The organism is Kribbella sp. CCNWLW201, from assembly GCF_037203805.1.
Lineage (GTDB): Bacteria > Actinomycetota > Actinomycetes > Propionibacteriales > Kribbellaceae > Kribbella.
The window spans coordinates 623349-650348 of the sequence record NZ_JBBCBQ010000001.1 but is presented as its reverse complement, the minus strand read 5'-3'; the positions used below and the strand labels follow the sequence as shown (position 1 = coordinate 650348).

Genomic DNA, 27000 nt, shown 5'->3' with positions numbered 1-27000 from the left:
TATCTGTAGAAACCATCCCCGGGAGTGTCATGTCCATCTCAGTCACCTGGCGCGAAATCGAGCTCACGCTGACCAGGAGCCACGAGGAGCCGTACGCCGCCGAGGTGTGGGCCGAGTTCGAGCACGAGAGCGGTACGACGCTGCGGCGGCCCGCGTTCTGGGACGGCGGTGACACCTGGCGGGTCCGCTTCGCCGCGCCCTCGGCAGGGCGGTGGACCTGGACGAGCGGCCCGGACACCGGCGAGCTCGAGGTGCGCCCCGCCGAGGACGAGGCCAACCCGTTCTACGCCCACGGCTTCTGGCGGATGTCGCCCGGCGGCCGCAGCCTGGTGCACGCTGACGGCACGCCCGCGATCCTGGCCGCGGACACCGCGTGGGCGCTGCCCTGGCGAGCGACGCCCGAGCAGGTCCGGGAGTACGCCGCCGATCGGCAGGCCAAGGGCTTCAACGCCGTACTGCTGATGACCGTCCAGCCGGACATGCGAGCCGTCGGCCCGCGGGATCGCACGCAGGAGGAGGGCTTCGACGTCGGCTTCGAAGACCTCCCCGAGGGCCACCTGAACCAGCTGAACGTCGAGTACTTCCAGTATCTCGACGAGCTGCTCCGGATCCTGGTCGACCACGGTCTCGTCCCGGTCCTGCAGCCGGTGTTCCACGGCTTCGGCTGGAAGGGCCTCGACGTCGCCGGCACCGTCGTACCGCCGGAGGAGTACGCGCGGTACTGCCGCTACCTCGTCGCCCGGTACGGCGCTCAGCCCGCGATCTACCTGGTTGGCGGAGACGGGTCGGGTCGTGAACCTCAGGTCGAGGCCGGCGGAATCGAGGTCCACGCGGTCGACTGCTACGGCCAGCCGACCGGTATCCACTACCGGCCCCACATCCATGCGAACGCTCACCAGGACGCCGACTGGCTCGACTTCCAGTGGTGCCAGACCGGTCACCAGGGCGAGCACGTGCCTGAGCGGGTGGCGGACATGTGGCGGAATCTGCCGGTGAAGGCGGTCGCGAACGGCGAACCGTCGTACGAGAACACCCAGGAGACCGGCCGGGCGGCCGGCTGGTGGCAGGGGCACGAGGCCTGGAGCAACCTGTGCGCGGGCGGGACGATGGGCGTCGTCTACGGAGCGGGCAGTCTGTGGCAGTGGCTGCTGCATCCGGACGAGCCGGGGCAGTCTGACTACTTCACCGCGCCGGGAGCCGGTTGGCGCGAGGCGGTCGGGTTCGAGGGGCCGTCGTACGTCGGCCTGGTGCCGAAGATCCTCGCCGGGCTGCCGACGACCGACATGGCGCCGGACTGGACCGGAGCGATCACCGGGCGGGCGCTGAGCGTGCCTGGCGAGCTGTTCGTGGTGTACCGGGACAACGGTGGGCCGGTGATGATCTTCGACGACACGATTCCGCTCGGCTACCGGATCGTGGACCCGCGTGACGGCTCGGTGGTGGCGACCGGCAAGCGCGACTCACCCCGGGACGTGATCCCCGATGCCGGTGGAGCGCCCCGCGTGTACATCTGTCTGGCTGACCTATAGTCGTCGTCTGTTAGGGGGTCTGGACGTGATCAACCGCGCGGTGCGTCAGCCGGGGCTGGACGAGCTGCGGCTGCTCGCGAAGGTGGCCCGGATGTACCACGAGAAGGGCATCCGGCAGCCGAAGATCGCGGCCGAGCTGAACCTCTCCCAGGCCCGGGTGTCGCGGATGCTCAAGCAGGCCGTCGAGGTCGGCATCGTGCACACCGTGGTGACCATGCCGAGCGGCGTGCACAGCGATCTCGAAGACGAACTGCAGGGACGCTACGGCCTGCGTGACGCGGTCGTCGTCGACACGCTCGGAGTCGGCGACGACGTACTCCCGGCGCTCGGCTCGGGTGCGGCGGCGTACATCGACATGACGCTGACCGGCGGGCACGTGATCGGGATCTCGTCCTGGAGCGAGACGCTGATCAGCGCGGTCGACCGGATGCCGCGCAAGAGCGTGCCGGTGGTCGACAAGGTGGTCCAGATCGTCGGCGGACTGGGTGACGCGGCGGTGCAGATGCAGGCGACCCGGCTGACCGCCCGGTTCGCCGAGCTGACCGGTGGGATGCCGGTCTATCTGCCGGCGCCGGGGCTGGTCGGGACCCCCGCGGTACGGCGCGCGATGATGAACGACGTGTCCGTTCGAGACGTTCTGGGCACCTGGGGACAGCTCACCGACGCCCTGGTCGGAATCGGCAGTCTCGAGCCTTCGCCGCTGCTGCAGCGCAGTGGGAACGCGGTCGCCGAGGCGGACCAGGACGAGCTGCGCCGGCTCGGTGCGGTGGGCGACGTCTGTTTCCGGTTCTTCGACGAAGAGGGAAAACACGTGCGCTCGACGTTCGACCAGCGAGTCATCGGAGTGACGGCCAAGGAACTGCTGGCGGTGCCGCGCCGGATCGGAGTGGCCGGCGGGGAGCGGAAGTTCTCCGCGATCCGGGCCGCACTGCTCGGCGGTTGGGTCAACATCCTGATCACCGATCTGGCGATGGCCGACCGGCTGCTCGACGCCTGATGGATCGCGACGAGCAGCGGGACGTCTACCGGACGCTCGACCTGGCCCTGCGGGTCGGTGAGGTGCTGCTGTCCAGCGGCGCCGGTACGGCGGACGCGACCGCAACGATCCTCGGCGTGACCGCGGCGGGCGGGCTGCGCGGGTGCGAGGTCGACATCACCTTCACCTCGATGGCGATCTCGTACCAGGCGGCCCCGGACGTCGCGCCGGAGACCCACATCCGCCTCGTCCGCTACCGCTCGCAGGACTTCTCTCGGCTCACGGACGTCGATCAGCTGGTACGACGGCTCGCTCGGGGCGATGTGACCCGCGACGAAGCGAGTCGCGAGCTGGCGCGGTTGACCTCAGCGGGGCCGCCGTACCCACGCTGGAGCGCTGTCTTGGCCTGGGGCGTGATGGCAGGTGGTGCGACGCTGCTGCTCGGTGGTGGCTGGCTGATCACGCTGGTGGCAGTCGTCACCGCGATCGTGATCGACCTGAACAACCGGTGGTTCAACCGGCAGCGACTGCCCGCGTTCTACCAGCAGGTGGCCGGCGCCTTCGTCGCCACCGCGGTCGCGCTGATCCTGTACGCCGTCCACGCGCCGGTCAAACCCTCATTGGTCGTTGCCGCAGGCATCATCATGTTGCTGGCCGGGATCGCCCTGACCGGTGCGGTCCAGGACGCGATCACCGGGTACTACGTGACGGCGGCGGCCCGAAGTCTCGAGGCGATGCTGCTGACCGGCGGGATCATCGCCGGGGTCAGCCTCGGTCTGACGTTGGGGATCAAGCTCGGGCTCAACGTCGGCATCGAGGCGCAGACGATTCAGTTGGCGAACCTGCCGGTCATGGTCGGATCGGGTGCGCTGATGGCGGTCGCGTTCGCGTATGCGTCGTACGCACCGCTGCGGGCGTTGCTGCCGATCGCGGTGATCGGTGCTGTTGGGTCGCTGGCGTTCACGCTGATGATGCGCGCGTCGTTCGGGCCGGCCTGGTCGACGGCCGCCGGTGCCTTCGTCGTCGGTCTCGGCGGCTACTCGCTTGGTCGTCGTACCGGGGTGCCGCCGCTGGTGGTCGTTGTCTCCGGCACCATTCCGCTGTTGCCGGGATTGACCATCTACAAGGGCCTTTACGAGCTGATGGGTCTCGGCAACCTGATCGGCATCGTCAGCCTGGCGACCGCGGTCGCCATCGGTGTCGCCCTCGCCTCGGGTGTGATCCTCGGTGAGTACGTCGCACAGCCGATCCGGCGCGAGGCCCGGCGACTCGAGGATCGCCTCGCCGGACCCCGCCTGGTCGGCCCCCGCCGCCCGGTCCGCCGCCGTACCGGCTCCCGCCGCGGCCGCAGCCGGTCTACGTCGCCCTGATCTCCTCAAGGACGACATCGTCCAGTTGGAGCCAGACCCCCGCCGCTGAAGCCCGCCCCAACCGCCGCCCTCACTGAAGCCACCGTGCGCCCGACCGCCGCCGCCAGTGAAGCCACCGTGCGAAGCCGCCCGGTCAGGATCGTCCGCCGCGGGGACTGTGCCATCGACTGAAGGGAGTTGGTGGCCGGAAAGCGCTTGGCGGCGACACGGATTCCACACTCGATGAATCCAGTGCCGCCGGATCAGACGGCGGACGACCTCGCTGTGTGGGTTTCCGCATCTCGGTCTCCTTGGGCGGGCAGAGCTCAGTGGAGAAATCGATTTCCGCCGAACCTAGACCTTCGTTGTCAACCGGTCAACAGCTCGATGTGGTTTACTGCCGACTGGTGCGATTCCAAGGTGTGGCGGTCGGGAGCTTTCCCGGGCCCGTCGGCTTCGCCGGGACGGCGGAGTAACCCGGCGCTGACCGGGGCCATGCGGTGATACCCCGCTTCAGCTCGGACCCCCAGCGGTCCCTGGCCGGAACCCACAGCCGGAGAGCGAAGCATGTTCACAGGAAAGATCGAGCACACAGCCACGGTCGCCGAGGTCATCGGCGACGTACTGCGGGTCAAGTCCGCGATCCCGGTCACGCCGGGTGGTGCGGTCTGCCTCGACGGGATCAGGTTCACCGCGGAGCCGGCCGACGCCGGTGAGGTGCGGGTGGTCGTGACGGACGAGACCAGGCGCCGTACGACGCTGGACCGCATCGCGGTCGGTACGACGATGAACGTCGAGCTACCCATCGCCGCCGGTGACCGGATCGACGGTCACCTGGTCCAGGGTCATGTCGAAGGCGTCGGCAAGGTGCTCCGGGTCACCGCCGAACCGGCCGGTCAACGCGTCTGGATCAAGCCCCCGGACCGCCTGCTCGCGAAGCTGGTGGCGAAGTCCTCGGTCGCGATCGACGGGGTGAGCATCACCGTGGCGGAGGTGCTGAAGGACCGGTTCTCGGTGGTCCTGGTGCCGAACACCCTGGCGAAGACCACGCTCGGCACGTTGGCCGAGGGGGACCGGGTGAATCTGGAGAGTGATCTGCTCGTCCGGATGGCCCGCGACGGTCACGGTCCCGAACTGCTCAGGGCGGTCAGCCAGTTGCCGTGGGCCGGTCAGCTCAGCGGCGAGGTCGGCGTGCAGAAAGTGGTCGCGCAGATCGCCGCCGGCGGTGGTGTCGTGGTCTGGGATCCGACCGCGGAGAGTGAAGGCGATGTGGTCTTCGCCGGTGAGCGGTTCCGGCCGCAGGCGATGACCTTCCTGCTCACCCAGGCCTGTGGGCACACGACGATTCCGAGTGCGGCCGACGTACTGAAGCGGCTGGAGATCCCGCCGATGCCGGGTGAGGGGGACCGGCAGGGTACGGCGATGCACGTGTCGATCGATCTCGCGGCCGCGACCGGGACCGGGGTGTCCGCGGCCGAGCGGGCGGCGACGATCCGGCGGCTGGCGGCTCCGGACGCCGTACCGTCGGACTTCCTTCGGCCAGGGCATGTGTTCCCGCTGGCAGCCCGGCCCGGATTGCTGGCCGAGCGGCTCGGACACACCGAGGCGACGGTGGCGCTGTGTCTCGCGGCCGGGCTCGCGCCGGTCGGCGTGTGCTGCGAGGTGATGCGCCCCGACGGGGTGATGGCCGGCCCGGCCGACCTGGAGCAGTTCGCACTCCGCTGGCAACTGCCGATGATCGACATCCACGACCTCGTCCGCTGGCTGTGAAGGGCTCCGAGCTGTACGACGATCCCGACTTCCTCAGCGGGTATCGGCAGTTACGGCGGGATGGACTCGGGCTCAATGACGAGGTCGAGATCCCCGCGATGAACGCCGTACTGCCTGCGGTGGACGGGCTGCGGGTGGTGGACCTCGGGTGTGGTGAAGGTGGTTTGGCGGTCCGGATCTCGGCGGCCGGTGCGGCCGAGGTGGTCGCAGTCGACGCGTCCGAGGAGATGCTGGCGGCCGCTGCCCGGCATCCGCGGGTGCGCTACGTCCGGGCGGACCTGGCCGACTTCGACCTGCCACCGGGAGCTGCGGATCTGGTGGTGAGCAGCCTCGCGCTGCACTACGTCGAGGACTTCGATGGTCTGGTCGCACGGGTGGCGCGGTGGCTGACGCCGGGCGGGTTCTTCGCGTTCACGATCGAACATCCGGTGGTGACGGCACCGCTCGCGGCGGCGGACTGTGTGATCGACGACTATGCGGACGAGGGCCCTCGACAACGAGCCTGGTTCGTCGACGGAGTGGTCAAGTACCACCGGACGATCGGGACGATCCTGGGTGCGTTGTGCCGGCACGGGTTCCGGCTGGAGGTGGTGGACGAACCGGTTCCGGGTGTCGAGCAGGTCGAGCGGCAGCCGCAGCTCGCCGTCCATCGTCGTCGGCCGCCGTTACTTCTGGTCGTGGGGGTCCGTTAGAGTTACTGACTGGAAACATCGGCTGATCGCCGGGGTGGCCCGGCGGGCTCGGAGGATCGACGTGGCTTTGGGTAGGACATCCCCGCGGGACCTGCCGCTGTTCGCGGATCTGTCCGGACGGGACATCAGGGACATCTTCCGGGCCGGCGAGGAGGTCTCCGTGCCGGCCGGCTGGTCGCTGATCCTGGAACAGACCCCGCCGGACGCGGCGTACCTGATCCTGAGCGGGACGGCGGCGGTCCGGGTGAAGGGCGAGGAGATCGCCGAACTCGGCCCGGGTGACATCGCCGGCGAGGTGGCGGTCCGGAAGAACACGTTGCGGACGGCAACGGTGACGGCGAAGTCGCGGCTGCAGCTGCTGCACTTCACCCGGGAGAAGTTCGACGACCTGACCAACCGGCTGCCCGCCTTCCGTGATGCCATCGACGCCACGATCGTCGAGCGCCGCGGTGGTTCCTGACCCGGAGCCGGTCGAGGCCGGCCCGGCCGAGCCTGGCGTGGTCGAGCCTGACCCGGCGTCGGGCCAGCCTGGCGCGGTCGACCTGGGCGGGTTGCAGCGGGACTTCGAGCAGGCGCTGCTGGGCGGAGAGCGGAAGTTCACCCGGATCCAGGTGTCGGAGCGGGCCGGGATCTCGATCGCCCGGGCCGAGCGGATGTGGCACGCACTCGGGTTCGCGACCGTGCCGGACGACGAGATCGCGTTCACCGACGGCGACGTCGAGGCGCTCCGGCTGGTCGCGGCCCTGGAGGACGACGGCTTCATCGATCCGGACCTGGAGTCGTCGCTGGCCCGAAAGCTCGGCCAGACCCAGTCCCGGCTGGCGTCCTGGCAGTCGGCGATGTTCCTGGAGTTCCTCGGCAACTCGAAGCTGTCCGCGGACGAGGCGATCGAGGTGGCCGGGCTGTTGCTGCCGGCAATGGAGCGGCTGCAGACGTACGTCTGGCGCCGGCACCTGGCCGCCGCGGCCGGTCGCGCGGTGGCGGGCTCCGACGAACTGGCCCGTGGGATCCGCGCGGTTGGGTTCGCCGACATCGTCAGCTTCACCCGGCTGACCCGTCGCCTCGGCGAGGCCGAGCTCGGCCAGCTGATCGAGAGGTTCGAGGGGATGGCCGCTGACGTGGTCGCACTGAACGGCGGCCGGGTGATCAAGTCGATCGGCGACGAGGTCCTGTTCGTCACCGACACCGCGCCGCAGGGCGCCGCGGTCGCCCTCGCGTTGCAGGACGCGGTCGCCGCGACCGCCGATCTGCCCGAACTGCGCATCGGCCTTGCCTACGGCAACATCCTGATCCGGCTCGGCGACGTGTACGGCGAGGTGGTCAACCTCGCCGCCCGCCTCACCTCGGAGTGCAAACCCGGCCGTGTCCTGGCCGACCGCGAACTCGCCGCCGCCCTCGACGGCCACCCTGACTACCGCCTGCTCCGGCTCCGCCGCGTCTCCGTCCGCGGCTACCGCCACCTGGTCCCGTACGCCCTGCAACGTGCGGAGTGAGCGACACTTGGCTGCGTGCGCGAGATTCTGACGACGGCCGAGTTGGCGACGGTGAGTGGGGGCGATCCGATGATCGTCTGGGCCGGGCAGGGTTTCCGCCCCGGTGTCCGCGCCTGGTACGACGGGGATGCGGTGGCCGTCGCGGCGCCGGAGCTGTCGAAGCGCGATCGCCTGGCGGTCCTCGGGCCGGTGGACGCCGTCGCGCGGCTTGCGACTGAGGTCTTCGCCGAGGTGGGTCCCAGCTTCCGTCCGTTCGGCGACGAGCAGCTGATCCGCGAGCTCGTCGATCGCAGGCCGGGCCTGGAGTTCGGCGCGGCCTTCGGGTGGATGGATACGCGGATCTGCCCCACTCACCAAACCCACCCGCCGGCCTCGCAGCACGCTCAGCCGGAACCGCGCGAGGCTCGCAGCGGCGGGTTGGTGAGTGACGGAGGTCCGGCCTGGCTCGAGGGCGATACCGGGGTCGAGGCGCTGCTCATTGAGGCTGCGCCAGCGTCGTACGCGTGGCCAGGGCGTTCCGGCGTACGACGCTGGGCTGCGGCAACCGGCGACGGTGGGGAACTGCTGAGTGTGGCCGCGGACGCTTGGAGCGCACCGGAGATCGGCTTCCTGGCCGGGGTCGCCACCCGGCCCGTTGCCCGAGGCAAAGGCTTGTCACGGCAGGTGTGCGCGTTCGTCACGGCCGAGCTGATCAAGCAGCACGGCCGCGCCGGCCTGATGGTCGACGGCGACAACCCCGTCGCCATCGCGGTCTACCATCGCCTGGGCTACACGTACCGCCGGGTCGCGGCAGCTTCAGTTCGCAGCTGACGGCTTCGGTCACGCGCCGTTGTTCCGGGCAGCGTCGGCGAGGATGGCTCGCTCGTCATCGGTGGCCGGGCGGGTCCAGAGCACGCCGGGAACCTCGGAGGCCACCATCTGGGCGAGGAGGCCGCGCAGCAGATCCACCGGCGGCGTCTGCGGCTGAGCCTGCCGGGCCTTGCCGTAGTGATCCAGCACCCGGGCCAGATCCAGTACCAACCGGTTGGTGTGCCGGCTGCGGTCCGCCTCCATCCTCGAGTAGGCCCGATCGAAGGCCTCCTCGCTGGACGCGCCGTGCAGCCTCGCCTGCTCCATCCCGGTCGACATGGCGTCGCCTTCCTCGCGTCGGCCGAGACCCGTCGCGCGGACGACCGCCTCGACCAGTCCGTCGCCGTCCCAGGAGGCGGTCGTGACCCGCCGGTCGTCGTGCCGCATCAGCACGTCCATCACCAGGTCGGCGAACGCCGACTGGTCCATCCCGTCCACGCCCTCGGCAGGGAACCAGACGCCGCGCAGGTGCAGCACACCCGGCTGCTCCTGGTCGGCGAACTCGTCCAGCAACCGTCCGACCGCACTGATCGGGTACGCCACCGCATCCGGGCCGAGGGCAACGAACCGCTGTGCGAGCAGGTAGAGCGAGATGACGGTGTGCGGCGCGAACAGCATGACCTGGCCGTCCTGCCCATCAACGGAGATCGGACCGTCCTTGCTCTTGTGGTACGCCCGCAGCCCGTCCATCAGCGCAGTCTCCTGCTGCTCGGTCAGCTCGGACTCCCAGTCCCACTTGCGTTCGACCGCGAACTGCTCGTCGTCGCCGTCCAGTTCGTCGTCATCACCTTTGAGCAACCACCACAGAACCAGGCCGATAAGCAGGACGACGGCAGCAATGACACCGAGCACCATCCACACGGGGCGATACCTCACAGAGCAGGGGCGGGCAATGAGCCCGCCACCTTAGTGCGTGTGGGGTTCACCTGGTCGGCTGAACTGTCAGGGTGACGCCAGGGCGGCCGGAGGTGCTTGCCGACGCGGTCGGGGTGACGGACTGTGTCGCCGTCGTGGCCGGCGCCGGTGGTGGAACGAAGGACGCCTTGTCGGAGTCCTTGCAGTTCTGCGCGTCGACGTTGCCGGCCTCGTCCGGTGTCACGACCCGGTGCGGGAAGACGTTGCTGGTCGTGCCGGAGTCGACCCGGCCGAGCTGCGTGTCGCAGTCGTCGCGCTCCAGAGCGATCGGGTTGCCGTCCTGGTCGTACAGCCGAACGCTCACCTGCTTGCCCTGAGCATCGAACGGGTAGATGTTGTTGATCGTCGTACCGTTCAGGGCCAGACCGTTCTGGTTGTACGACGTCGGAGTACTCGAGTAGGTGTTGTCGTAGTTGTTCAGAAACCCGAACGACGCTCCCATGTAAGCGGCGGCGAGGAACGCCGGGATGGCGATCGTCGCGACGACGTTGAGTGGTACGACGTACCAGAGCCAGCGTGGGTCCTGCTGGGTCCGGCGGCCGATCCAGATCGACATGGCGGCACCGGCGAGTGCGCCGACCACCGTGACCGCGCCGGCACCGAACAGCGCGAAGAACCCGCCGCCGCCGATGGCGCCGCGGGCGACCCACCAGACCGGCTGGCCGATCGTGACCAGCTCGCGTCGGACGTTCGGCGGGATCTGGTCGATCAGGTCACGGACGGCAGTGGCGCCGCGCTGGCCGCGCGGGGTCTCGAGGACGATCCGCGGATCGTTGTCGCGCAGCGCGCGCACCCCGAGGTGCGCCGCGCCGAAGAGCACCGCGAATCCCACGACGCCGAAGAACAAGGTCTCCTCGTGCGACCAGGCGAAGATGCCGAGGGCAACGAAGAACGGTCCGGCGGTTGCCGCGATCAGTCCCCAGCGCAGGGCCTTCCGGCCGGCTTCCCGCACCGCGACCGGCTGCGTCCGCGGTGGGTATCCGGCCGCGGTGCGCAGCTCGTCGGCGTACTCCCGCGGCGTGCCGAGGCGCTCCTGCAGAGCGGCGGTCGTGGGCTCCGCCTCGAACTCGGCCGCCACCTCGGTGAGGTGACCGCTGACGTCCTCGAGCACGTCCTCCAGCTCGCCCGGCGGCAGGTCGCTCAGCTCGGCCCGCACCTGGGCCAGATAGATCGCGACCGCTCCGGTCAGGGTGCTGTTCACGCGGCCTCCTTCTCCAGCAGCAGCACCGACATCGTGTCGGCGAAGTGGTTCCAGGTCTTGGTCGACTGGGCGAGCAGATCCCGGCCGGTCTTGTTCAGCCCGTAGTACTTGCGGTGCGGGCCTTCCTCACTCGGCTGCACGTACGACGTCAGCGCACCGGCCTGGAACAGCCGCCGCAACGTCCCGTACACCGACGCATCCGCGACATCCTCGAGCCCGGCGGCCCGCAGTCGCCGCAGCACGTCGTACCCATATCCGTCGGCATCCCGCAGCACAGCAAGCACCGCCAGATCCAGCACACCCTTGAGCAACTGGCTCGTATCCATAACGCCCTCCTCGGCGCACCGGGAGGCCGGACCCCTCAGACCACCCTCCCGGTGCTCTACCGACCACACTACTACACACTGCGGAGTACTCCACAACACAGCAGCCCAGCGAAGCACCCACGCGCCCACTACGCCGGCTCCTTCGTCGCCTGCTACGCAGGCGCTCCCACCCGCCCGATCAAGGTCTGCGTGCTCGCGCCCGCGGCACGCGTGCTGCCGCCCGCTTATCAACCACACCGTGGAGCCGCCCCCACGTTGACCTGCCTACACGAGCAGTCGGGTGGCACCGTCGATCAGCGTCCTGGCATGCCGGATTGCGGCCCTGGACTGCTGGGGGCCGACGTAGATCATCCCGTAGTGCGCGTTGTCTTGATGTCGAGAAGTCGGCCGAGTGCCCGAGCTAGCGTCTTGCCATCGGGGCCAGCCTGGGTGACGAGTTGAATCGCCTGGCGGTGGTCCTGGCCGCGCGAGCGTCGGCCGGACGTCGCGCAGCACGCGGCATCGGCGGCGGCAGTGCCGGCGAGGACAGCCAAGGCGGCGGCCACATTGTCGTTGGCCAGAACGTCGTCCTCGGCGCCGACGAGTTCGGCGACCTCGAGGAACGCCCGTGCCTGACTGAGCCGGACGGTTGCCTGGGCGCGGTTGCAGTCCTGAGTCCTGCCCGGCTGAGGCGTCATCGCGGAATCACGTCGCCCGCGATTCGGCTGCGAACGCTTCGGAAGTCCGGGCCATAGACAGTCACGGCGTCCCGGGCCCACTCGTCGACGATAGGTTCGCCCGCCTGGAGGTGCTCGGCGAGATCGCTCTCGCTCAATTCGTAGATCTGCACGTGGTTGCCCGTCCAGACGTAGACCTGGATGGCAAGTTCGCCAGCCTCTTCGTCCCATGCGAGTGGCGGGTCATCGGTGAACCCGTGCACGAGCAGCAGGTCGACATCGCTGTCCAGATCACCGTCGCCGCGGGCTGTCGACCCGAAGATGCTCGCATGGGTCGGCTTGACTGGCCAATGCTCGATCGCGTCCCGGATCCGGTCGAACAGTCGCTGCCGCAGGCTGGTCAGCTCCAGCACGGCGCGGGCCGCCAGGTGCTCACGGTTCAACGCGTACTGGACGCTGGCGCCGACCTCGGTTGCGGTGATCAGCCCCGTACGGGCGAGGCGTCGCAGTACATTTCGCGTCCCGGTTTCACTCCCGCTGCCGGCGAACTGATGGACCTTTCGGCCGGTGAGCGGCTGCGAAGTCCGCGCCAGCACAGCCAGCACAGGACCGTCGAGGGTCGGGACCACGGTGCCGATGGGCTGGGACATGTCCATGAAGCATCACTATAGTGCCGATATCGGCAGAATAGTGCTGATATCGGCATTATTGTGTCACGCGCCAGGCCTGGAACCGGTCCGAGCGTGGTCGGCCGCCAAGTCTGTTTAGCACCCGCCGGGATCCGCCTGGTCTGACATCGGTGCGCCCGGGGCAGGCGGTTCAGCAATCTCGATCAAGTGCGTCTGGGACAGCGGCGGGCACAGTGGGGGGCATGGCGGATGTGTTCGAGGAGTTCGTGGCGGTGGTGGCTGAGGGGTTGGCCGGGCCGGGTGGGGATGAGCCGGTGGGTGGGGCTGATCTGGCTGGGCGGGTGCATCTGTCGCGGTTTCACTTCGACCGGGTGATCGGGGCGGTTGCGGGCGAGTCGCCGTACGCGTTCCGGCGGCGGGTGCTGCTGGAGCGGGCCGCGTTCCGGCTGCTGGCCGAGAACTCGCCGGTGCTCGACGTCGCGGTCGAGGCGGGATACGGGTCGCATGAGGCGTTCACTCGTGCGTTCGTGCGGGCCTACGGGATGTCGCCGCGGGAGTGGCGGCGGGAGCCGTCGCGGGTGTTCTTCCTGTCGGCTCCGAGCGGGGTTCATTTTCAGCCGCCGGCGGGATTGCGCCTGCCGGCGAGGAAAGAGGTGAGAGGGATGGATGTCCTGGTCAGAATGGTCGAGCATCACGTCTGGCTGACCGGCGAGCTGATCGAGCGCGGCGCCCGCCTGGACGCGGCCGCACTCGACCGCCCGATCGAACTGTCGGTGGAAGGAATCGACGACGACATCTCGATCCGCTACCTGCTGGACCGCCTGGTCTGGCAGGAGGAGATGTGGCTGGCATCCGTCGAGGATCGCCCGTTCCAGGTGCCCGAATGCGGCCGCCAGGTGGTCACCCCGATCCCAGAACTCCGCGAACGCCACGCCATCGCCGGTTCCCGCTTCGTTGCCCTGGTCAACCAGCTGAACGACGAGGGCCGCTTCGACGACTCCTTCGTCGACACCACCTGCGAACCACCCCGCGTCTTCACGTACGGCGGCATGGTCTCCCACGTCCTCACCTTCGCCGCCCACCGCAGATCCCTCCTCATCGGCGCCTTCTACACCGCCGGCATCAACGACCTGGGCTTCGGCGACCCCATGCACTTCGTAGCCGAAGGCAAGTAACGTCAGCTGAACCGTTCGAAGGAAGTCAGCGACGCAGAGTCCTCGATGCTCGCGGGCAGACCGAACGCGGCGACGTGGTGGGCTCCGACGAAGGCGTTGGTCGCCACGATCCTGCCGTTCTCGATCGTGAGTACGTCGACGACCGTTGCGTCGTACTGATCGCTGCCAGGGTGACGCAGGTAGCAGATCAGGGCGGGCCGGCCGTTCGCGGCCGACGGGAACGCGACCCAATCCAGCGGCCTCCCCAGGAACTCGGCCGCGGCGTCGCCCCCTACGACTGGCGGGTCCGGCGGCATGGTGATGCGCACGTCGTCGGCCAGCAGTTTCCGGAAGCTCGCGGGATCGGTCGCCGCGGCATAACGACGCAGGATCTCCTCGTCCTCGCTGGTCAGCGCCGGCCTGCGCCACGCTCGGGAATCACCTGGCGCGTAGTGACGGAGGGTCTTCCGGGCACGCTGGATCAGACTGTTCACCGCGGGTACGGCGAGGCCGAGACCGTCGGCGACCTCGGCCGGAGTCCAGCCGGAGACGTCACGCAGTACGAACGCCGCCCGCTGTCGTGGCGGCAGATACATCAGCGCGGCGATCAGCGCGAGTTCGACCGTCTCCCGCGCCACCAGCTCTGATTGCGGGTCCTCGCCCAGCAGTGAGTCCGGGTACGGGCCGATATCGTTGCACCACTCCATCGGATCGCCGACCGGTACGGTCCGTCGCGCCGCAGCCTTGCGCTGATCGAGGTAGACATTGGTGGCGATCCGGTAGAGCCAGGTCCGGATCGATGCCTTCCCCTCGTACTGCGCACGCGAGCGCCAGCCGCGCAGGAAGGTCTCCTGGACCAGGTCGTCCGCGTCGGCCACGTTCCCGGCGAGTCGATAGCAATGCGCGTGCAACGGGCGCCGGTGCTCCTCGAACGCGTCCCGGAACCACAGCTCGTCCGCGGTACTCGCCATCCGCTCAGGTCCTCCCGGGTCCATCACCGCGCGTACGACGTACGCCGTACTGGTCGTAGTCGCCAAGAAAGTGCGATGACGACTCCTTGGGTCACTCGTCGATATTCATAACACCGAACGGGCCCAGACCGATGAGGAGATCCCCATGACCCCAGCGACCGCATCGCCGCCGATCGTCGACCGTGAGACCTGGTGCCGTGAGCGCCGGGCCCTCCTCGGCCGGGAGAAGGCCCACACGCGTGAGGGAGACGCGATCGCGGCGGCCCGGCGCCGGCTCCCGATGACCGAGGTCGACGCCTCCGCCACGCTGGTTGGCCAGCACGGGCCGGTGCCCTTCCTGGACGCCTTCGACGGCCGCGACCAACTCATCGCCTACAAGCACATGTGGCACGCCGGCGCGGGGATCGAAGGCCAGTGCCAGGGCTGCACCGCCACCATCTTCGACGTGCATGACGCCAGCTACCTGAACCATCGCGGCGTGTCCTTCGCGGTCTTCTGCGAAGGACCGTGGGAGGAGATCGCCCCGTTCCGCGACTTCATGGGCTACACGCTGCCGTGGTACTCGATGCTCGGCGTCGAAGACGACGGCATCGCCGCCGGGCTCATCGACGAACCGGGCTACTTCGCCTGCTACCTGCGCCAAGGCGACCGCCTGTTCCTCACCAACGAGACGATCGGCCGCGGTGTCGAAGTGACCATGCTCCAGGCCAACCTTCTAGACCTGACCGTCTACGGCCGCCAGGAAACCTGGGAGAACTCCCCAGCAGGCTGGCCCCAAAACCCAACAGGCACCTGGTGGACAAAGAACAACCGCCCCGTCCCCCAATGGACAAGACCACCCACCACCTCAGGCACACACTGCTGCGGATGAGCCGCGCCCGGAAGCTGTCAGAGTGGTGGGCGATCGCCGCGGGCCCGGTGTCCATCGTGCCCGTCGGAGTGGGTGAGGTGTAGCGGCCGCGATCGGGGCCCTGGACCCTGGAACACACGGTGGCCTGAGGGTCCAGGAGCTGGCGACCCCACGGGGTGGTTGATCAAGCGGGCGATAGCACGCGCCCCGAAGGGTGGGTGGGAGCGCTGGCGAGCTCGCGACGAAGGAGCGGGCGTAGCGGTGCGTGGGAAGGACTAGTTTGTGGGGTCGTGGAGGTCGGGGCGTTGGGAGGGGGTGGTGATGTCTACGTCGATGGGCTGGATCTTGGTGGGGGCCGCGATCTTGCCGGAGGTGACCGGGAGGTTGAGTTTGCTGCCGGCCAGGTCGATGTCGATGGTGGCGCCGGTGTCGTTGGGGCTGGTCCATTCGGTGTCGCTCAAGGTGACGGCGAGACCGAGGATGCGGCCCTTGGGGATGACTTCGTCCTGGGCGCGGAGGGGGACTGTGATGGTGGACCACTGGCCCGGGGTGAGCGGGGTCGGCTTGCTGAGGGAGCTGCTGTGGGCGGCGTCGATCCAGCCGCGGCTGACGATGCCGTGGTCGCTTGCGGTGGTGAGCTTCTCGACCGTGAAGTAGCAGGCGTCGTCGAAGTCGGTGCTCTCGCCTTCACACGTGCTGTCGGCGGTACGGCGGATGCCGGAGAACCGGTCGGCGTCGCCGTACTCGATCAGGCGTGCCGTGACCGGCGTGGTGACTGAGTCGGCCTTGATCTTGAGGGTGATCGTCGGCGAACCGCTGATCCGGATCGGGGCCGGCAACGGTGCGGACAGGAACATCTGCCGGCCGGCGATCACCTCGGACGGGGTGGCGACGATGTCGTCCTCGGTCAGTTCCGGGTCGTCCGTGATGGTGACCGTACCCTTGCCCGGGGCACCTAGTTTGCCGGCGGAGAGCGGTACCGGGACGGTCCGGTTCACGGCCGGCCAGGTCTTGTAGTCACGCCAGGCGTCGGGCGCGGTCTCGACCGATGCGACCGGTTCCTTCATCACACCGTTCTGCAGGCCCTGCAGCCAGTAGTCGAACCACTTGTGCAGTTCGTCCACCCAGGCTTCGCGGCGGAACTCGAACGGATCCACGTGATCTTCGAGACCCAGCCAGAGTTTGCGCGGCACGTTGTTCTTGGCGAGGGCGGACCACCACTGCGAGAAGTGGTTCGTCTGGACGTTGTAGTCGCTGAGGCCGTGGGTCATGAAGACCGAGGCCTTCACCTTCGAGGCATTCTTCAGGTAGTCGCGCTCGGCCCAGAAGGCGGTGTAGTCACCAGTGTCGTCATCGTCGTTGTCGCCGAGATCAGCGCGTACGGCGTCGCACGCGGGCGAATCGTGGCCGACATAGCCGCCGAGCCAGGGCATGTAGTCGTCGGAGTACGGCACTCCACCGGATCGCGTGTAGTCGTACCACGACGAGATCGCGGAAATCGGCACGATCGTCTTCAGGCCATTGACGCCGGTCGCGGCGACACCGTTCGCGAGCGTGCCGTCGTACGACTTGCCGATCATCCCGACCGCGCCGCTGGACCAGGTCGCCTCGACGTCGTCACCGTCCGAGGTGTGCGCGGTGTTGCGGCCGTTCAGCCAGTCGATCACGGCGACGACCGAGTCGATCTCGTCCTTGCCGCCGACGTCACCGCAGCCGGTCGACCGGCCGGTGCCGACGATGTCCACCCCGACGACGGCGTACCCGCGCGGGACGAAGTAGTTGTCGTAGAACAACGGCATCTTCTGGATGACGCCGTTCTCGTCGTACGTCTTCTTCTCGCTCTCGTTGCCGCGTCCGCAGCAGGAGTAGTACGGCGACGCGTCCATGATCACCGGGATCCTCAGGCCGCCCAGGTCGGTCTCGCGCGGCCGGACAATGTCGACGGCGACGACGTCGTTCTTGCCGTCGGAGTCGGTGTCCATCTTCGTGTCGACGTAGACGGACTCGCGCAGTGCGTCGCCGTAGTCGTAGATCGGCTGCGTGCTCTTGGTGGCCGGATCGACGTACGGTGGGACCGAAGGGCTTGGGGCAGGTGCGGACGGGCCTGCCATGCCCGGGTCGTCCGGCAACCGCGCAGCCGCGGCGGTACCGGTGACGGTCCCGAGGCTGAGCACGGTGGACGAGACCAGGATCGTCACCCTGGCGCGGACGGTCGTCATGGCTGGGAAGGCTAGTCACTCCAGGGGCCTAAAGCCAGATTCTGACGATATTGGCAGCCACTTCCCAGCCACAGAGCGTAGTGGTGGACTAATTCCGATAAGGTGACCGCCACCACCCAGGGGGAGAGTACGGAAGGGTAGGCCAGTGAATCTGCGAGCACCGGTGACATTGCTGGACGTGGCACAGCGCGCGGGTGTGTCGGTCGCCACCGCTTCCCGCGTGCTCAACGGCGGGGACCGGGTGCCTCGTCCTGAGCTGCAGGAACGGGTCAAAGCCGCGGCGGACGAGCTCGGCTACACGCCGAACGCGCAGGCCCAAGCGCTGGCCAAGTCGTCGACCAACGTGGTCGGCATCCTGGTGCACGACATCGAGGACCCGTACTTCGCGGCGATCGCGAACGGCGTGATGCGCGCGGCCGACGAGCGCAATCTGCTGGTGATGATGGCCAGCACGTTCCGTGACGCCGATCGTGAGATTGCTTATCTGTCCTCGCTGCGCGCGCAGCGAGCCCGGGCCGCGGTGATGATCGGCAGCCGCCGTACCGACGCCGAGAGCCTGGCGCGTACGGCGACCGAGGTCGAGACGTTCCTCAACTCGGGCGCCGGTCTTGCGCTGGTGAGTCAGTCTGGGATGCCGGCGCACACGATCGAGCCGGACAACCGTGCCGGTGCGGCCGAGTTGGCCCGGTCGCTGGTGAGCCTCGGCTGGCGGAAGTTCGCCGTACTGGGTGGACCGGACGCGCTGGCGACGGCGCGGGACCGGCGGGACGGATTCGTCGCCGGGCTGGCGGAGGCCGGGCTGGAGCCGGTCGCGATGGAGGCCGGTGAGTTCACTCGTGACGGCGGGTACGCCGCTGCCGAGGCGCTGCTGGATCGCAAGACCGATATGGACTGCGTCTTCGCGGTAAACGACGTGATGGCGGTCGGGGCGATGTCCGCGTTGCGGGCCCGTGGGGTCGACGTACCGCGTGAGTTGGGTGTCGCCGGGTTCGACGACATCGCGACGCTGCGGGATGTGTGGCCGGGGCTGACCACGGTGCGGCTGCCGCTGGAGCAGATGGGCCGGCGGGCGCTCGAGCTCGCGATCGAGGGCGGCGAGGCGACCACCGAGACGTTCAAGGCCGAGGTCGTCCTGCGGGAGAGCACCGCGCGGCGCTGAGTACTGCGGCGCTGTCCTGCGAGAAGGCGCCGTACGGCGCTGAAATATGCTCGGCGGCGTGACCGATGCCGCGCATGTCTCCGAGATCTTCGACCCGTCGGCCTGGAAGCAGGTGGACGGGTTCGACCTGACCGACATCACCTACCACCGGGCGGTCGACGCCGGGGTGGTGCGGATCGCGTTCAACCGGCCCGAGGTGCGCAACGCGTTCCGGCCGCACACCGTGGACGAGTTGTACCGGGTGCTCGACCATGCGCGGATGTCGACCGATGTCGGCTGTGTCCTGCTCACCGGCAACGGGCCGTCGCCGCGGGACGGCGGCTGGGCGTTCTGTTCGGGCGGCGACCAGCGGATCCGGGGCAAGGACGGTTACAAGTACGCCGAGGGGACCACGGCGGAGTCCATCGATCCGGCGAAGGCGGGCCGACTGCACATCCTCGAGGTGCAGCGGCTGATCCGCTTCATGTCGAAGGTCGTGATCTGCGTCGTACCGGGGTGGGCCGCGGGTGGCGGGCACAGCCTGCACGTGGTCGCGGACCTGACCCTGGCGTCCGCGGAGCACGCGCGGTTCAAGCAGACGGACGCGGATGTGGCGTCGTTCGACGGTGGGTTCGGATCGGCGTACCTGGCCCGGCAGGTCGGGCAGAAGTTCGCGCGGGAGATCTTCTTCCTCGGCGACGAGTACAGCGCCGAGGACGCCTACCGGATGGGCATGGTGAACAAGGTCGTCCCGCACGCCGAGCTCGAGGCGACGGCGCTGGAGTGGGGCAAGAAGATCTGCGCCAAGTCCCCGACGGCCCAGCGGATGCTCAAGTACGCGTTCAACCTGATCGACGACGGCCTGGTCGGCCAGCAACTCTTCGCCGGCGAAGCAACCCGCCTCGCCTACGGCACCGACGAAGCCGCCGAAGGCCGCGACTCCTTCCTGGAGAAGCGCCCAGCCGACTGGTCCCCGTACCCGTACGCCTTCTAGGCCCTGCGCCACTTCTGATTCGAACCGCCGTTGCAGTAGCGGAGGACCAGTCGACCGCCGTTGCCGGTCGAGTCGGCGGTGACGCACTTGTCGGCGGTCGGGTTCACCAGGTCGTGTGCACCGTTCAGGGTGAACTTCTGCGCCCAGCCGCCGTTGCACCTCGCCAACTGGACCTGAGTGCCGTCGTTGGTCGAGGCCCAGGCAAGGTCCATGCACATCCCCAGTGACCGGACCGTGCCGTCGGAGTAGAACGCCCACTTCTGGTTGGCGTTGTTCCCGCAGTCCCAGACCTGCAACGGCGTACCGTCCTGGCCGACACCGCTCTGTGCGTCCTTGACGTCGGCGCAGCGGTTGGAGGCGTAGTTCTGCAGTCGTACCGAGGTGACCACGGGCGCCGACTGCACTTGCTGCGGTTTGCTCGTCGTGGTCGTGGTCGTGGTCGGTTGCGTGTTCGGCGGCGCAGTGGTCGTCGTCGACCCAATCGGACGGTTCGGTTGCTGCGGGGGGTGCGCCGTCGTCGTGCCGGCCGTGGTCGTCGCCGGGGGCGGGCGCCGACCGGGTGGGAGTGGCGGTCCGGTGACCGTGGCCGGCGTGCGGGTCAACGTCATGCCGGGGCTGACGACGGTCGTCGTACCGGACGGCTTCGTCTGGTGGGGCAGCAGAGTGCTGGATCCCGGAGTCGGCGACGGATCAGGGGTGGCGAACGAGACTGGCTTGTCGTCGGCGTACGCAACGTGGCGATCCGAGCCGATCCGGCCGGTGAGGGGTACGGCGAACGCGACGCCGGCGACCAGGACGGCCACCACCGCGGTGGTCGACCAGGCGCGGCGGTCCGGCAGCCGGGAGATCCGGGGCAGGCTCGGCCGGCGCGCGAAGGTGTCCGCGAACCGTGGCCGGGCCGGATCGTTCGAGGGATCGGAACCAGATGTCCGCAACGTCAGCTCCACTGCTGTGGGGAGGGAAAGCCGACCGAGAATCGCACCCTGCGGAGGCCTTCGTCAACCAATGAATAAAGGGTTAATTCATGGTGTGAAGATTCCACTCTTCGTTCATCTGAAGGGCTTTGAGCATGCTTCGGGGTTCAACTAGATTCGTCGGCCGTCCCTCCCCGCGATCCCGGCTGCCGCCGGGGTCTGCCCATCGGTTGGGCGTGAGCTGCGAGGTCCTCTCATCGACGAACACCGTGCCTGCCGGACCACCGCGATCGAGCTGTGCCTGGCCGAACGCGACAGTCTGCGCCGCTACGTCATCAGCCTGCTGGACCGGGACACTCATGCCGCCGACGATGTCGTCCAGGAGACGCTGCTGCGCGCCTGGCAACTCGCCGAGCGGCTGGACTGGCAGGACCGCCCGATCCGGATGTGGCTCTTCCGGGTCGCCCGCAACCTGGTGGTCGACCTGCACCGCCGCGACAGCCGATCGATCCCGGTCGGCATCGGCCCGGCCGACTTCGGCGACGCCTTGGTCGCACCGGATCCGGCCGACCAGGTGACCGAGCGCCGGTTGCTGGTGGACGCACTCCGGCAACTGAGCCCGGCCCACCGCGAGGCCGTGGTCCGCGTCCACCTGCTCGGCCATCCCGGTGAGGAAGTCGCCGACGCTCTCGGAGTGCCGGTCGGGACCGTGAAATCGCGGACCCACAACGGGGTCCGGACGATGCGGGCCGAGTTGCTCCGCCGCGGCTGTCATGGAGCTGCCGCGTGATGCCCTTGAGCCTGTTCAGCGGCGGACTGCGCGGCTGGCTCGGGTACGTCGGAGTCGTCATCCTGTTTCTCGTCCTGGTCAACCTCCTGGTCAGGCGGCTCGGGGGCTGGCGCCGGCTCTACCGGCGGACCAAGAACGAGTTGACCCGGACGGCGCGCGCCTTCGCCGACCCGGTCGCCGCGCGGATCCGGTACCGGCGACGGCTGCGCTACCTGACCGGGGTACTGCGCGACGAGCGGGCCTGGAACGACGCGGAACGGGCGATCGGGTACGCCGCCGGAGTGAGTGCCCGATCCGCGCCGTACGCCGTTGTCCTCGGCAAGGACCGGATCGGCGTGCTCGTCGCGGGCGACGTCCCGGAGCAGGGCCTTCCCGGACCGTGGAGCCGTGACTCGGACGACGCCCGGCTGTGGTGGATCCCCCGGGCGGACCTGGACGAGTACACAGCCGTCGCCGCGCATCAGCCCGCGCAGGCCCCGTTGCTCGTCTGTCTCGGCACCGACAGCACCGGGCGGACCGCCGTACTGCTAGATCTGCTGGCCGGGCCGGCGACGCTGTCCGTCTACGGCCCGCCGCGCACGGCTCGCGCGGTCGTTCAGGCGCTGGCGGCACAACTCGATGTCCGGTTGCCGGCCGGAGCGGTGGAAGTGGCTGACGGCATCCACCGGTCGTACGCCGGGATGTCGCTGGCCGAGGCGGTGAATCGGCGCGGCGTGTGGTTCGTCGTCGGTGCCGAGCAGCCGCGGACAGCGCTGCCGGCCGGCATCCGGCTGCTCAGTCTCGGTGTGGCGCGCGGCAGTTCGCGGCTGGTCGAGGCGCTGCCGGACGGCACCCTGCGGCTGTACGGCGCCGCGGACTGGCTCCGGGTGGATCCGCTGCCGCTGGCGAAGGCTGTCGCTCGCTCGGTGCGGTCGATCCCGGCACACGACTTCGACGGCCGGGCTCCGCAGGGGCCGACGGCCGGGAACGACGATCTCGACGACCTGGACCTGCAGGTCGGAACCACCGGAGTGTCGGCCGTGACGGCAGGCGATGCCGGGACGGACCGGAAGGCGTCTTCGTGGACCTGACCCTGACCACTGTCGAGCACGGGAGCGGCGCCCGGAGCGATCGCATCGTCCGGTTGCCGGCGGGCGTCTCGGTGGCGAGTTTCACCGAGAATCTCGTCGGTCCGGGCCGGACCGTGTACCTCGGCGAAACGAAGCTCGACCCGGCCGCACCCTTGGCCGGCTCGGGTGTTCGGGACGGCGGCGTCCTCGGCATCGACGGACCGGTCACCGGGCCGAACCTCGTCGGCCCTCTCGACGGCCCGCGTTCCCTGGTCGTCGAGGTGCACGCGGTCTCGGGGCCGCAGGCCGGGCAGGTCTGGCGGTTCGGTCCGGGCAGCCACGAGATCGGCTCGGATCCGCTCTGTGCGATCCGGCTGACGGGTTCCGGCGTACCGGCGCGCGGGTTGTGGCTCACGGTCGGGCCGGACGGTACGGCGACCTGGCAGCGGACCGAGGTCGTTCCCGGAGTGGTGCGCGAACCGCGGATCGGTCCGCCGGCCGACGACGCCGCAACCACCGCGATGCGGCACCAGCCCGGGGAGTCCGACGAATCGAGACCGGCACGCCGGTCCGCGTCGCCGGCCGGGGGCGAGCAGCCGCACGAGTGGCCGGCGGACGAAGACCTCGTGGTGGGTCCGGCGTTGCTGCGACTGAACGCCGCGGCCGAACCGAAGGCGGCCGTCCGCCCGTCGGCGGACGGGTTCGGGATCGACTACAACCGGCCGCCGCGGATCGCGCCGCATCTGGACGACACCAAGCTCCGGCTGCCGCCGCCACCCGGCCCGGAGCCGAAGCGGCCGTTCCCGTGGCCGATGATCTTCGCCCCGGTGGTGCTCGGCCTGGTCATGGTCGCGCTGCTCAACTCGTACTACTACCTGATCTTCACCCTGTTCAGCCCGGTGATGATGGGGATGAACTGGAGTTCCAGCCGGCGCTCGGGCCGCAAACAGCACCGGGAAACGACCCGGCGCTACGCTGCCCGCACCGAGGCCCTGGAGGACGAGGTCCGGACCGCGGTCGCGCGCGAGCGCGTGATCCGCAACGTCACCGCGCCCGATCCGGTCCGCTTGGCGCAACTCGCCACCGCCCCGGGCAGCCGGCTGTGGGAGCGACGGCGGACCGATGCGGATCACCTGCTGCTCCGGCTCGGCACCGGTGACCAGCCGTCGTTGAAGGAACTCGAGGACCAGGGACGAGAGGACAACCACCGGACGATCCGGTGGACGATCCCGGACGCGCCGGTCACCGTCCCGGTGGGCGGACATGGCGTCCTGGGTCTCGCGGGTGCGGGGGATACGACACAGGCGGTCGCCCGCTGGCTCGCCATCCAGAGCGCGGTGTTGCATTCGCCGCGCAACCTACGGATCGTGCTGCTCACCGAAGCGGAGCGGATGACCGACTGGGGCTGGCTGCGGTGGTTGCCGCATGTGCGTCCCACCGGCGACACGGCAGCCGCTCTGGTGGGCAACGACGAGGTGTCCACCGCCGCGCGGATCGGCGAACTCGTCGCGCAAGTGCAGCAGCGACAGCGGCTCCTCGCGGCGACCGGCAAGCCCGAGCTGTCCGAGCCCGACGTACTGCTGATCGCCGACGGGTCGCGCCGGCTGCGCGACGTACCGGGCTTCATCCAGGTGCTGGCCGACGGACCCTCGCTCGGCATCTACAGCATCTGCGTGGACTCGGAGGAACGACTGCTGCCCGAGGAGTGCAGCGGTGTCGTCCTGGTGGACGGCGACGTGTTGAGCGTACGGCGTCCAGGCCTGCCCGACGAGGATGCGGTCCGGGCCGACCAGGTGTCGCCGCAGTGGTGCGAGCACGTCGCCCGGGCGCTGGCACCCGTCCGCGACGTCAGCCCGGAGCACGACGCCGGTCTGCCGAAGCAGGTCCGGCTGCTCGAGTTGCTCGATCAGGCCGACCCGGATCCCGCCGCGCTGCTGGAGGGCTGGCAACGACGACCGGCGACGACGTCCTTCGTGCTCGGCAGCGACTACGACGGCACGTTCTCGGTCGACCTGGTTGCCGATGGCCCCCATGGGCTCATCGCAGGTACGACGGGTTCCGGCAAGTCGGAGCTGTTGCAGACCTTGGTCGCGTCACTTGCGGTGGCCAATCGCCCGGACGAGCTGACCTTCGTTCTGGTCGACTACAAGGGCGGCAGTGCGTTCAAGGAGTGTGCGGGGCTGCCACACACGCTCGGTATGGTGACGGACCTCGACGCCCATCTGGTCGAGCGCGTGCTCGAGTCGCTGGAGGCCGAGCTGCGCCGGCGGGAACGGGTGCTCGCCGCGGCCGGAGCCAAGGATCTGCCCGACTACCAGGCCAAGCGTCTCGTCGATCCAGGCCTGGTCCGGTTGCCGCGATTGGTCCTGGTGATCGACGAGTTCGCCGCGATGATCCGCGAGATCCCCGACTTCGTGCCCGGTCTGATCGGGATCGCGCAGCGCGGCCGCTCGCTCGGCATCCACCTGATCCTGGCGACGCAGCGGCCGGCCGGCGTGGTGACGGCCGACATCCGGGCGAACACGAACCTACGGATCGCACTCCGGGTAACCGACCAGTCCGAGAGCCAGGACGTCGTCGACGTCAACGAGGCGGCGTCGATCGCGCCCGGTCTGCCCGGGCGGGCGTTGATCCGCCGCGGTCCGCGGCTGGCCGACATGTTCCAGACCGCATGGGTCGGCGCCGAACGGGTGAGCGAGGACGAGGCGGAGGCCACGATCACACGGGCCCCGGCCGCGATCCAGGTGGCCGAGCTGCCCTGGGAGGGACTCGGCCACGCGACCGGACTGAGCGCCGTACCGGAGGTGGTCGATGAGGGGCCGGCCAAGCTTGCCGTGACCGATCTGCAGGTTCTGGTCGAGGCGTTGCGGGAAGCGGCTGCCGGGTTGGAGGACTTCACAGCGCAGCCGAGTCCGTGGCAGCCGCCGCTGGCCGACGAGATCATGCTGGACGAACTGCCGGACGCCGCTGACCGGACGATGTTCATCCCGTACGCACTGGAGGACCTGCCTGCGCTGCAACAGCGCCGGGTGGCCGGGGCGGACCTGTCGTCCTTCGGGCACCTGTACGTCATCGGTGCGCCACGGTCCGGGCGGACGCAACTGCTGCGCACGTTGGCGGGCTCGGCCGCACGGAACCTGAGTACGGCGGATGTGCACATCTACGGCATCGACGCCGGCGGCGGCGGGCTGGCCGCGCTCGCAACCCTCCCGCACTGCGGTGGTGTCGTGTCCCGGCACGACGTCGAACGACTCAGCCGGCTCGTTCGCAGGTTCAACCTCGAACTGACGCAGCGCCAAGACCTGGCCGGCCGGCACAACGCGACCGGTCTGACCGAGCTCCGCAAGGTCCTGCCGGCGGCCGAACGGCCGGCCCACCTGCTGCTGCTCATCGACGGGTGGGACGCGCTGTCGGTCCAGCTCGACGAGCACGACCACGGCCAGATCCTGCAAGATGTCATGCGCTTGCTCCGCGAGGGCGCCGGCCTTGGCATCCACGTCGTGGCGACGTCCGAGCGGGCGCTGCTCGGTGGCCGGCTGGCTGCGCACAACGACCACAAACTGCTGTTCCGACAGGCCGATCGGACCGACTACCAGGCGGCCGGACTGCGATTGGGCAAGGTCCCGGCGTTCGTCCAGCCGGGACGCGGCTGGCACGTCCTGTCGGGGACGGAGACGCAGGTCGCCGTACTGGCCAAGGGTGGCGGTGCGGATCAGGTCGAGGCGCTGAAGACGATCGCAGCCGAGGCGCGACGCCGCGACGCGAGGGTGCCGGCTGCCCGGCGGCCGTTCGAGGTTGCCGAGTTGCCGGCGACCGTGGAGTTCGCGGCGGCGTACGAGAAAGTCGAAGCGGCGGACCGGCGGCCGCAGTGGGGCCTGGTCGGTCTCGGTGGCGACGATGCGGGACCGGTCGGTGTGGACCTGGCCGGGTCGGCTTCGTCGTTCGCCGTCCTAGGCCCGCCGGGATCAGGGCGGAGCAACGCCTTGGCGTCGTTGGCGATCTCGCTGCTGGCGGGTGGTTCCTCGGTGGTCGTGGTGACGCCGCGGGAGTCGCCCCTGAGGTTGCTCGACCGGCACGCGCAGGCCGTCGTACTGACCGAGGCGGACCCTTCCGAGGACGTGCTCCGGGCCGCGCTCGATCGGTTGCCGGGGGCAAAGGTCGTGGTCATCGACGACGCCGACCTGCTGCTGGCGTCCGCCGCCGCCGACCGGCTGCTCAAGGAGATCGTGGTGTCCGGCCGCGACAACGGGCTCGGACTGGCCTTCGCTGCTTCGACCGACGGCTTCCAGGGGGCGTTGAGCGGCTGGCCGACAGCTGCCCGGCGGGCCCGGCGAGGCGTGCTGCTCGAGCCACGCCAGCTCACCGAGGGCGAACTGGTCGGCGTCCGGTTGAGCCCGAGCATCACCCGGGCCACGCCCCGGGTCGGGCGCGGCTGGACCACCGGCCCCGGGTCCACGCCGCTCGCCGTACAGATCCCACTCACGACCTTGCGCGCCTAGGTACGACGAAGCCCCAGGGAGTCGTTCTCCCTGGGGC

23 protein-coding genes are annotated in these 27000 nt (G+C 69.3%); 15 read left to right on the top strand and 8 right to left on the bottom strand.

Annotated elements, in window-relative coordinates; all coding sequences use genetic code 11:
- Positions 1-29 precede the first annotated feature (29 nt).
- The 8 genes from V9K99_RS02930 to V9K99_RS02895 all read left to right on the top strand — a co-directional run bounded on the left by V9K99_RS02930 (position 30) and on the right by V9K99_RS02895 (position 8619).
- Positions 30-1529: an apiosidase-like domain-containing protein gene (locus V9K99_RS02930; protein ID WP_337007625.1), complete on the top strand. Its 1500-nt coding sequence runs from the start codon at positions 30-32 to the stop codon at positions 1527-1529.
- 25 nt (positions 1530-1554) lie between these two features.
- A complete protein-coding gene (locus tag V9K99_RS02925) occupies positions 1555-2526 on the top strand; it encodes a sugar-binding transcriptional regulator (protein ID WP_337007624.1) in 972 nt (323 codons plus the stop codon).
- Positions 2526-3875 carry a threonine/serine ThrE exporter family protein gene (locus V9K99_RS02920; RefSeq protein WP_337007623.1) on the top strand — a complete coding sequence of 450 codons (1350 nt, stop codon included), beginning with the start codon at positions 2526-2528 and terminating at the stop codon, positions 3873-3875. The genes V9K99_RS02925 and V9K99_RS02920 overlap by 1 nt, the downstream gene beginning before the upstream one ends.
- Before the next feature lie 546 nt (positions 3876-4421).
- On the top strand, positions 4422-5624 hold the full coding sequence (locus V9K99_RS02915) for a 3,4-dihydroxy-2-butanone-4-phosphate synthase (RefSeq protein WP_337007622.1): 1203 nt from the start codon (positions 4422-4424) through the stop codon (positions 5622-5624).
- Complete coding sequence (locus V9K99_RS02910; protein ID WP_337007621.1) at positions 5621-6316, top strand: class I SAM-dependent methyltransferase; 696 nt, start codon at positions 5621-5623, stop codon at positions 6314-6316. Before V9K99_RS02915 ends, V9K99_RS02910 begins: the two co-directional genes overlap by 4 nt.
- Before the next feature lie 61 nt (positions 6317-6377).
- Positions 6378-6776: a cyclic nucleotide-binding domain-containing protein gene (locus V9K99_RS02905; RefSeq protein WP_337007620.1), complete on the top strand. Its 399-nt coding sequence runs from the start codon at positions 6378-6380 to the stop codon at positions 6774-6776.
- Positions 6766-7809 carry an adenylate/guanylate cyclase domain-containing protein gene (locus V9K99_RS02900; RefSeq protein ID WP_337007619.1) on the top strand — a complete coding sequence of 348 codons (1044 nt, stop codon included), beginning with the start codon at positions 6766-6768 and terminating at the stop codon, positions 7807-7809. Before V9K99_RS02905 ends, V9K99_RS02900 begins: the two co-directional genes overlap by 11 nt.
- Before the next feature lie 15 nt (positions 7810-7824).
- Positions 7825-8619: a GNAT family N-acetyltransferase gene (locus V9K99_RS02895; RefSeq protein ID WP_337007618.1), complete on the top strand. Its 795-nt coding sequence runs from the start codon at positions 7825-7827 to the stop codon at positions 8617-8619.
- Between the two features lie 9 nt (positions 8620-8628).
- Here the strand turns inward: V9K99_RS02895 and V9K99_RS02890 are convergent, their stop codons facing one another.
- The 5 genes from V9K99_RS02890 to V9K99_RS02870 all read right to left on the bottom strand — a co-directional run bounded on the left by V9K99_RS02890 (position 8629) and on the right by V9K99_RS02870 (position 12412).
- Positions 8629-9519 carry a hypothetical protein gene (locus tag V9K99_RS02890; protein ID WP_337007617.1) on the bottom strand — a complete coding sequence of 297 codons (891 nt, stop codon included), beginning with the start codon at positions 9517-9519 and terminating at the stop codon, positions 8629-8631.
- A 61-nt stretch (positions 9520-9580) separates the two neighbouring features.
- Positions 9581-10774 carry a DUF1700 domain-containing protein gene (locus tag V9K99_RS02885; protein ID WP_337007616.1) on the bottom strand — a complete coding sequence of 398 codons (1194 nt, stop codon included), beginning with the start codon at positions 10772-10774 and terminating at the stop codon, positions 9581-9583.
- Positions 10771-11100, bottom strand: a complete 330-nt coding sequence (locus V9K99_RS02880; protein WP_337007615.1) for a PadR family transcriptional regulator — start codon at positions 11098-11100, stop codon at positions 10771-10773. Before V9K99_RS02880 ends, V9K99_RS02885 begins: the two co-directional genes overlap by 4 nt.
- Before the next feature lie 347 nt (positions 11101-11447).
- Positions 11448-11777, bottom strand: a complete 330-nt coding sequence (locus V9K99_RS02875) for a hypothetical protein (protein ID WP_337007614.1) — start codon at positions 11775-11777, stop codon at positions 11448-11450.
- Positions 11774-12412, bottom strand: coding sequence for a nucleotidyltransferase domain-containing protein (locus V9K99_RS02870; RefSeq protein ID WP_337007613.1), 639 nt, complete (start codon positions 12410-12412; stop codon positions 11774-11776). Before V9K99_RS02870 ends, V9K99_RS02875 begins: the two co-directional genes overlap by 4 nt.
- Before the next feature lie 215 nt (positions 12413-12627).
- Between V9K99_RS02870 and V9K99_RS02865 the strand changes: the two genes are divergently transcribed.
- On the top strand, positions 12628-13560 hold the full coding sequence (locus V9K99_RS02865) for an AraC family transcriptional regulator (protein ID WP_337007612.1): 933 nt from the start codon (positions 12628-12630) through the stop codon (positions 13558-13560).
- A gap of 2 nt (positions 13561-13562) precedes the next feature.
- Here the strand turns inward: V9K99_RS02865 and V9K99_RS02860 are convergent, their stop codons facing one another.
- The gene (locus tag V9K99_RS02860) at positions 13563-14576 is read right to left on the bottom strand and encodes an RNA polymerase subunit sigma-70 (RefSeq protein WP_337007611.1); all 1014 of its coding nucleotides are present in this window, start codon (positions 14574-14576) and stop codon (positions 13563-13565) included.
- Positions 14577-14655: 79 nt separating this feature from the next.
- Here V9K99_RS02860 and V9K99_RS02855 point away from each other — a divergent pair, with 79 nt between their 5' ends.
- Positions 14656-15381, top strand: a complete 726-nt coding sequence (locus tag V9K99_RS02855; protein WP_337007610.1) for a DUF899 family protein — start codon at positions 14656-14658, stop codon at positions 15379-15381.
- Between the two features lie 254 nt (positions 15382-15635).
- Here the strand turns inward: V9K99_RS02855 and V9K99_RS02850 are convergent, their stop codons facing one another.
- The gene (locus tag V9K99_RS02850; RefSeq protein WP_337007609.1) at positions 15636-17579 is read right to left on the bottom strand and encodes a Xaa-Pro dipeptidyl-peptidase; all 1944 of its coding nucleotides are present in this window, start codon (positions 17577-17579) and stop codon (positions 15636-15638) included.
- Between the two features lie 145 nt (positions 17580-17724).
- On the opposite strand from V9K99_RS02850, the gene V9K99_RS02845 reads away from it, so the two are divergent.
- Together V9K99_RS02845 and V9K99_RS02840 are read left to right on the top strand one after the other, a co-directional pair.
- On the top strand, positions 17725-18738 hold the full coding sequence (locus tag V9K99_RS02845; RefSeq protein ID WP_337007608.1) for a LacI family DNA-binding transcriptional regulator: 1014 nt from the start codon (positions 17725-17727) through the stop codon (positions 18736-18738).
- A 58-nt stretch (positions 18739-18796) separates the two neighbouring features.
- Complete coding sequence (locus V9K99_RS02840; RefSeq protein WP_337007607.1) at positions 18797-19711, top strand: 1,4-dihydroxy-2-naphthoyl-CoA synthase; 915 nt, start codon at positions 18797-18799, stop codon at positions 19709-19711.
- Here V9K99_RS02840 and V9K99_RS02835 read toward each other — a convergent pair.
- Complete coding sequence (locus V9K99_RS02835; protein WP_337007606.1) at positions 19708-20646, bottom strand: RICIN domain-containing protein; 939 nt, start codon at positions 20644-20646, stop codon at positions 19708-19710. The genes V9K99_RS02840 and V9K99_RS02835 overlap by 4 nt on opposite strands.
- 154 nt (positions 20647-20800) lie before the next feature.
- On the opposite strand from V9K99_RS02835, the gene V9K99_RS02830 reads away from it, so the two are divergent.
- The 3 genes from V9K99_RS02830 to V9K99_RS02820 are packed head-to-tail and all read left to right on the top strand — an operon-like array spanning position 20801 to position 26963.
- On the top strand, positions 20801-21415 hold the full coding sequence (locus tag V9K99_RS02830) for a sigma-70 family RNA polymerase sigma factor (protein WP_337007714.1): 615 nt from the start codon (positions 20801-20803) through the stop codon (positions 21413-21415).
- Positions 21412-22485, top strand: coding sequence for a hypothetical protein (locus V9K99_RS02825; protein ID WP_337007605.1), 1074 nt, complete (start codon positions 21412-21414; stop codon positions 22483-22485). Before V9K99_RS02830 ends, V9K99_RS02825 begins: the two co-directional genes overlap by 4 nt.
- Entirely contained in the window at positions 22476-26963 is a 4488-nt protein-coding gene (locus V9K99_RS02820; RefSeq protein WP_337007604.1) for an FtsK/SpoIIIE domain-containing protein, read from the top strand. The genes V9K99_RS02825 and V9K99_RS02820 overlap by 10 nt, the downstream gene beginning before the upstream one ends.
- The last annotated feature ends 37 nt before the right edge of the window (positions 26964-27000 follow it).

Coding starts and splice junctions, on each gene's coding strand:
- V9K99_RS02930 (WP_337007625.1), top strand. CDS start 30: ATGTCCATCTCAGTCACCTGGCGCGAAATCGAGCTCACGCTGACCAGG.
- V9K99_RS02920 (WP_337007623.1), top strand. CDS start 2,526: ATGGATCGCGACGAGCAGCGGGACGTCTACCGGACGCTCGACCTGGCC.
- V9K99_RS02915 (WP_337007622.1), top strand. CDS start 4,422: ATGTTCACAGGAAAGATCGAGCACACAGCCACGGTCGCCGAGGTCATC.
- V9K99_RS02880 (WP_337007615.1), bottom strand. CDS start 11,100: ATGGATACGAGCCAGTTGCTCAAGGGTGTGCTGGATCTGGCGGTGCTT.
- V9K99_RS02875 (WP_337007614.1), bottom strand. CDS start 11,777: ATGACGCCTCAGCCGGGCAGGACTCAGGACTGCAACCGCGCCCAGGCA.
- V9K99_RS02870 (WP_337007613.1), bottom strand. CDS start 12,412: ATGGACATGTCCCAGCCCATCGGCACCGTGGTCCCGACCCTCGACGGT.
- V9K99_RS02865 (WP_337007612.1), top strand. CDS start 12,628: ATGGCGGATGTGTTCGAGGAGTTCGTGGCGGTGGTGGCTGAGGGGTTG.
- V9K99_RS02855 (WP_337007610.1), top strand. CDS start 14,656: ATGACCCCAGCGACCGCATCGCCGCCGATCGTCGACCGTGAGACCTGG.
- V9K99_RS02850 (WP_337007609.1), bottom strand. CDS start 17,579: ATGACGACCGTCCGCGCCAGGGTGACGATCCTGGTCTCGTCCACCGTG.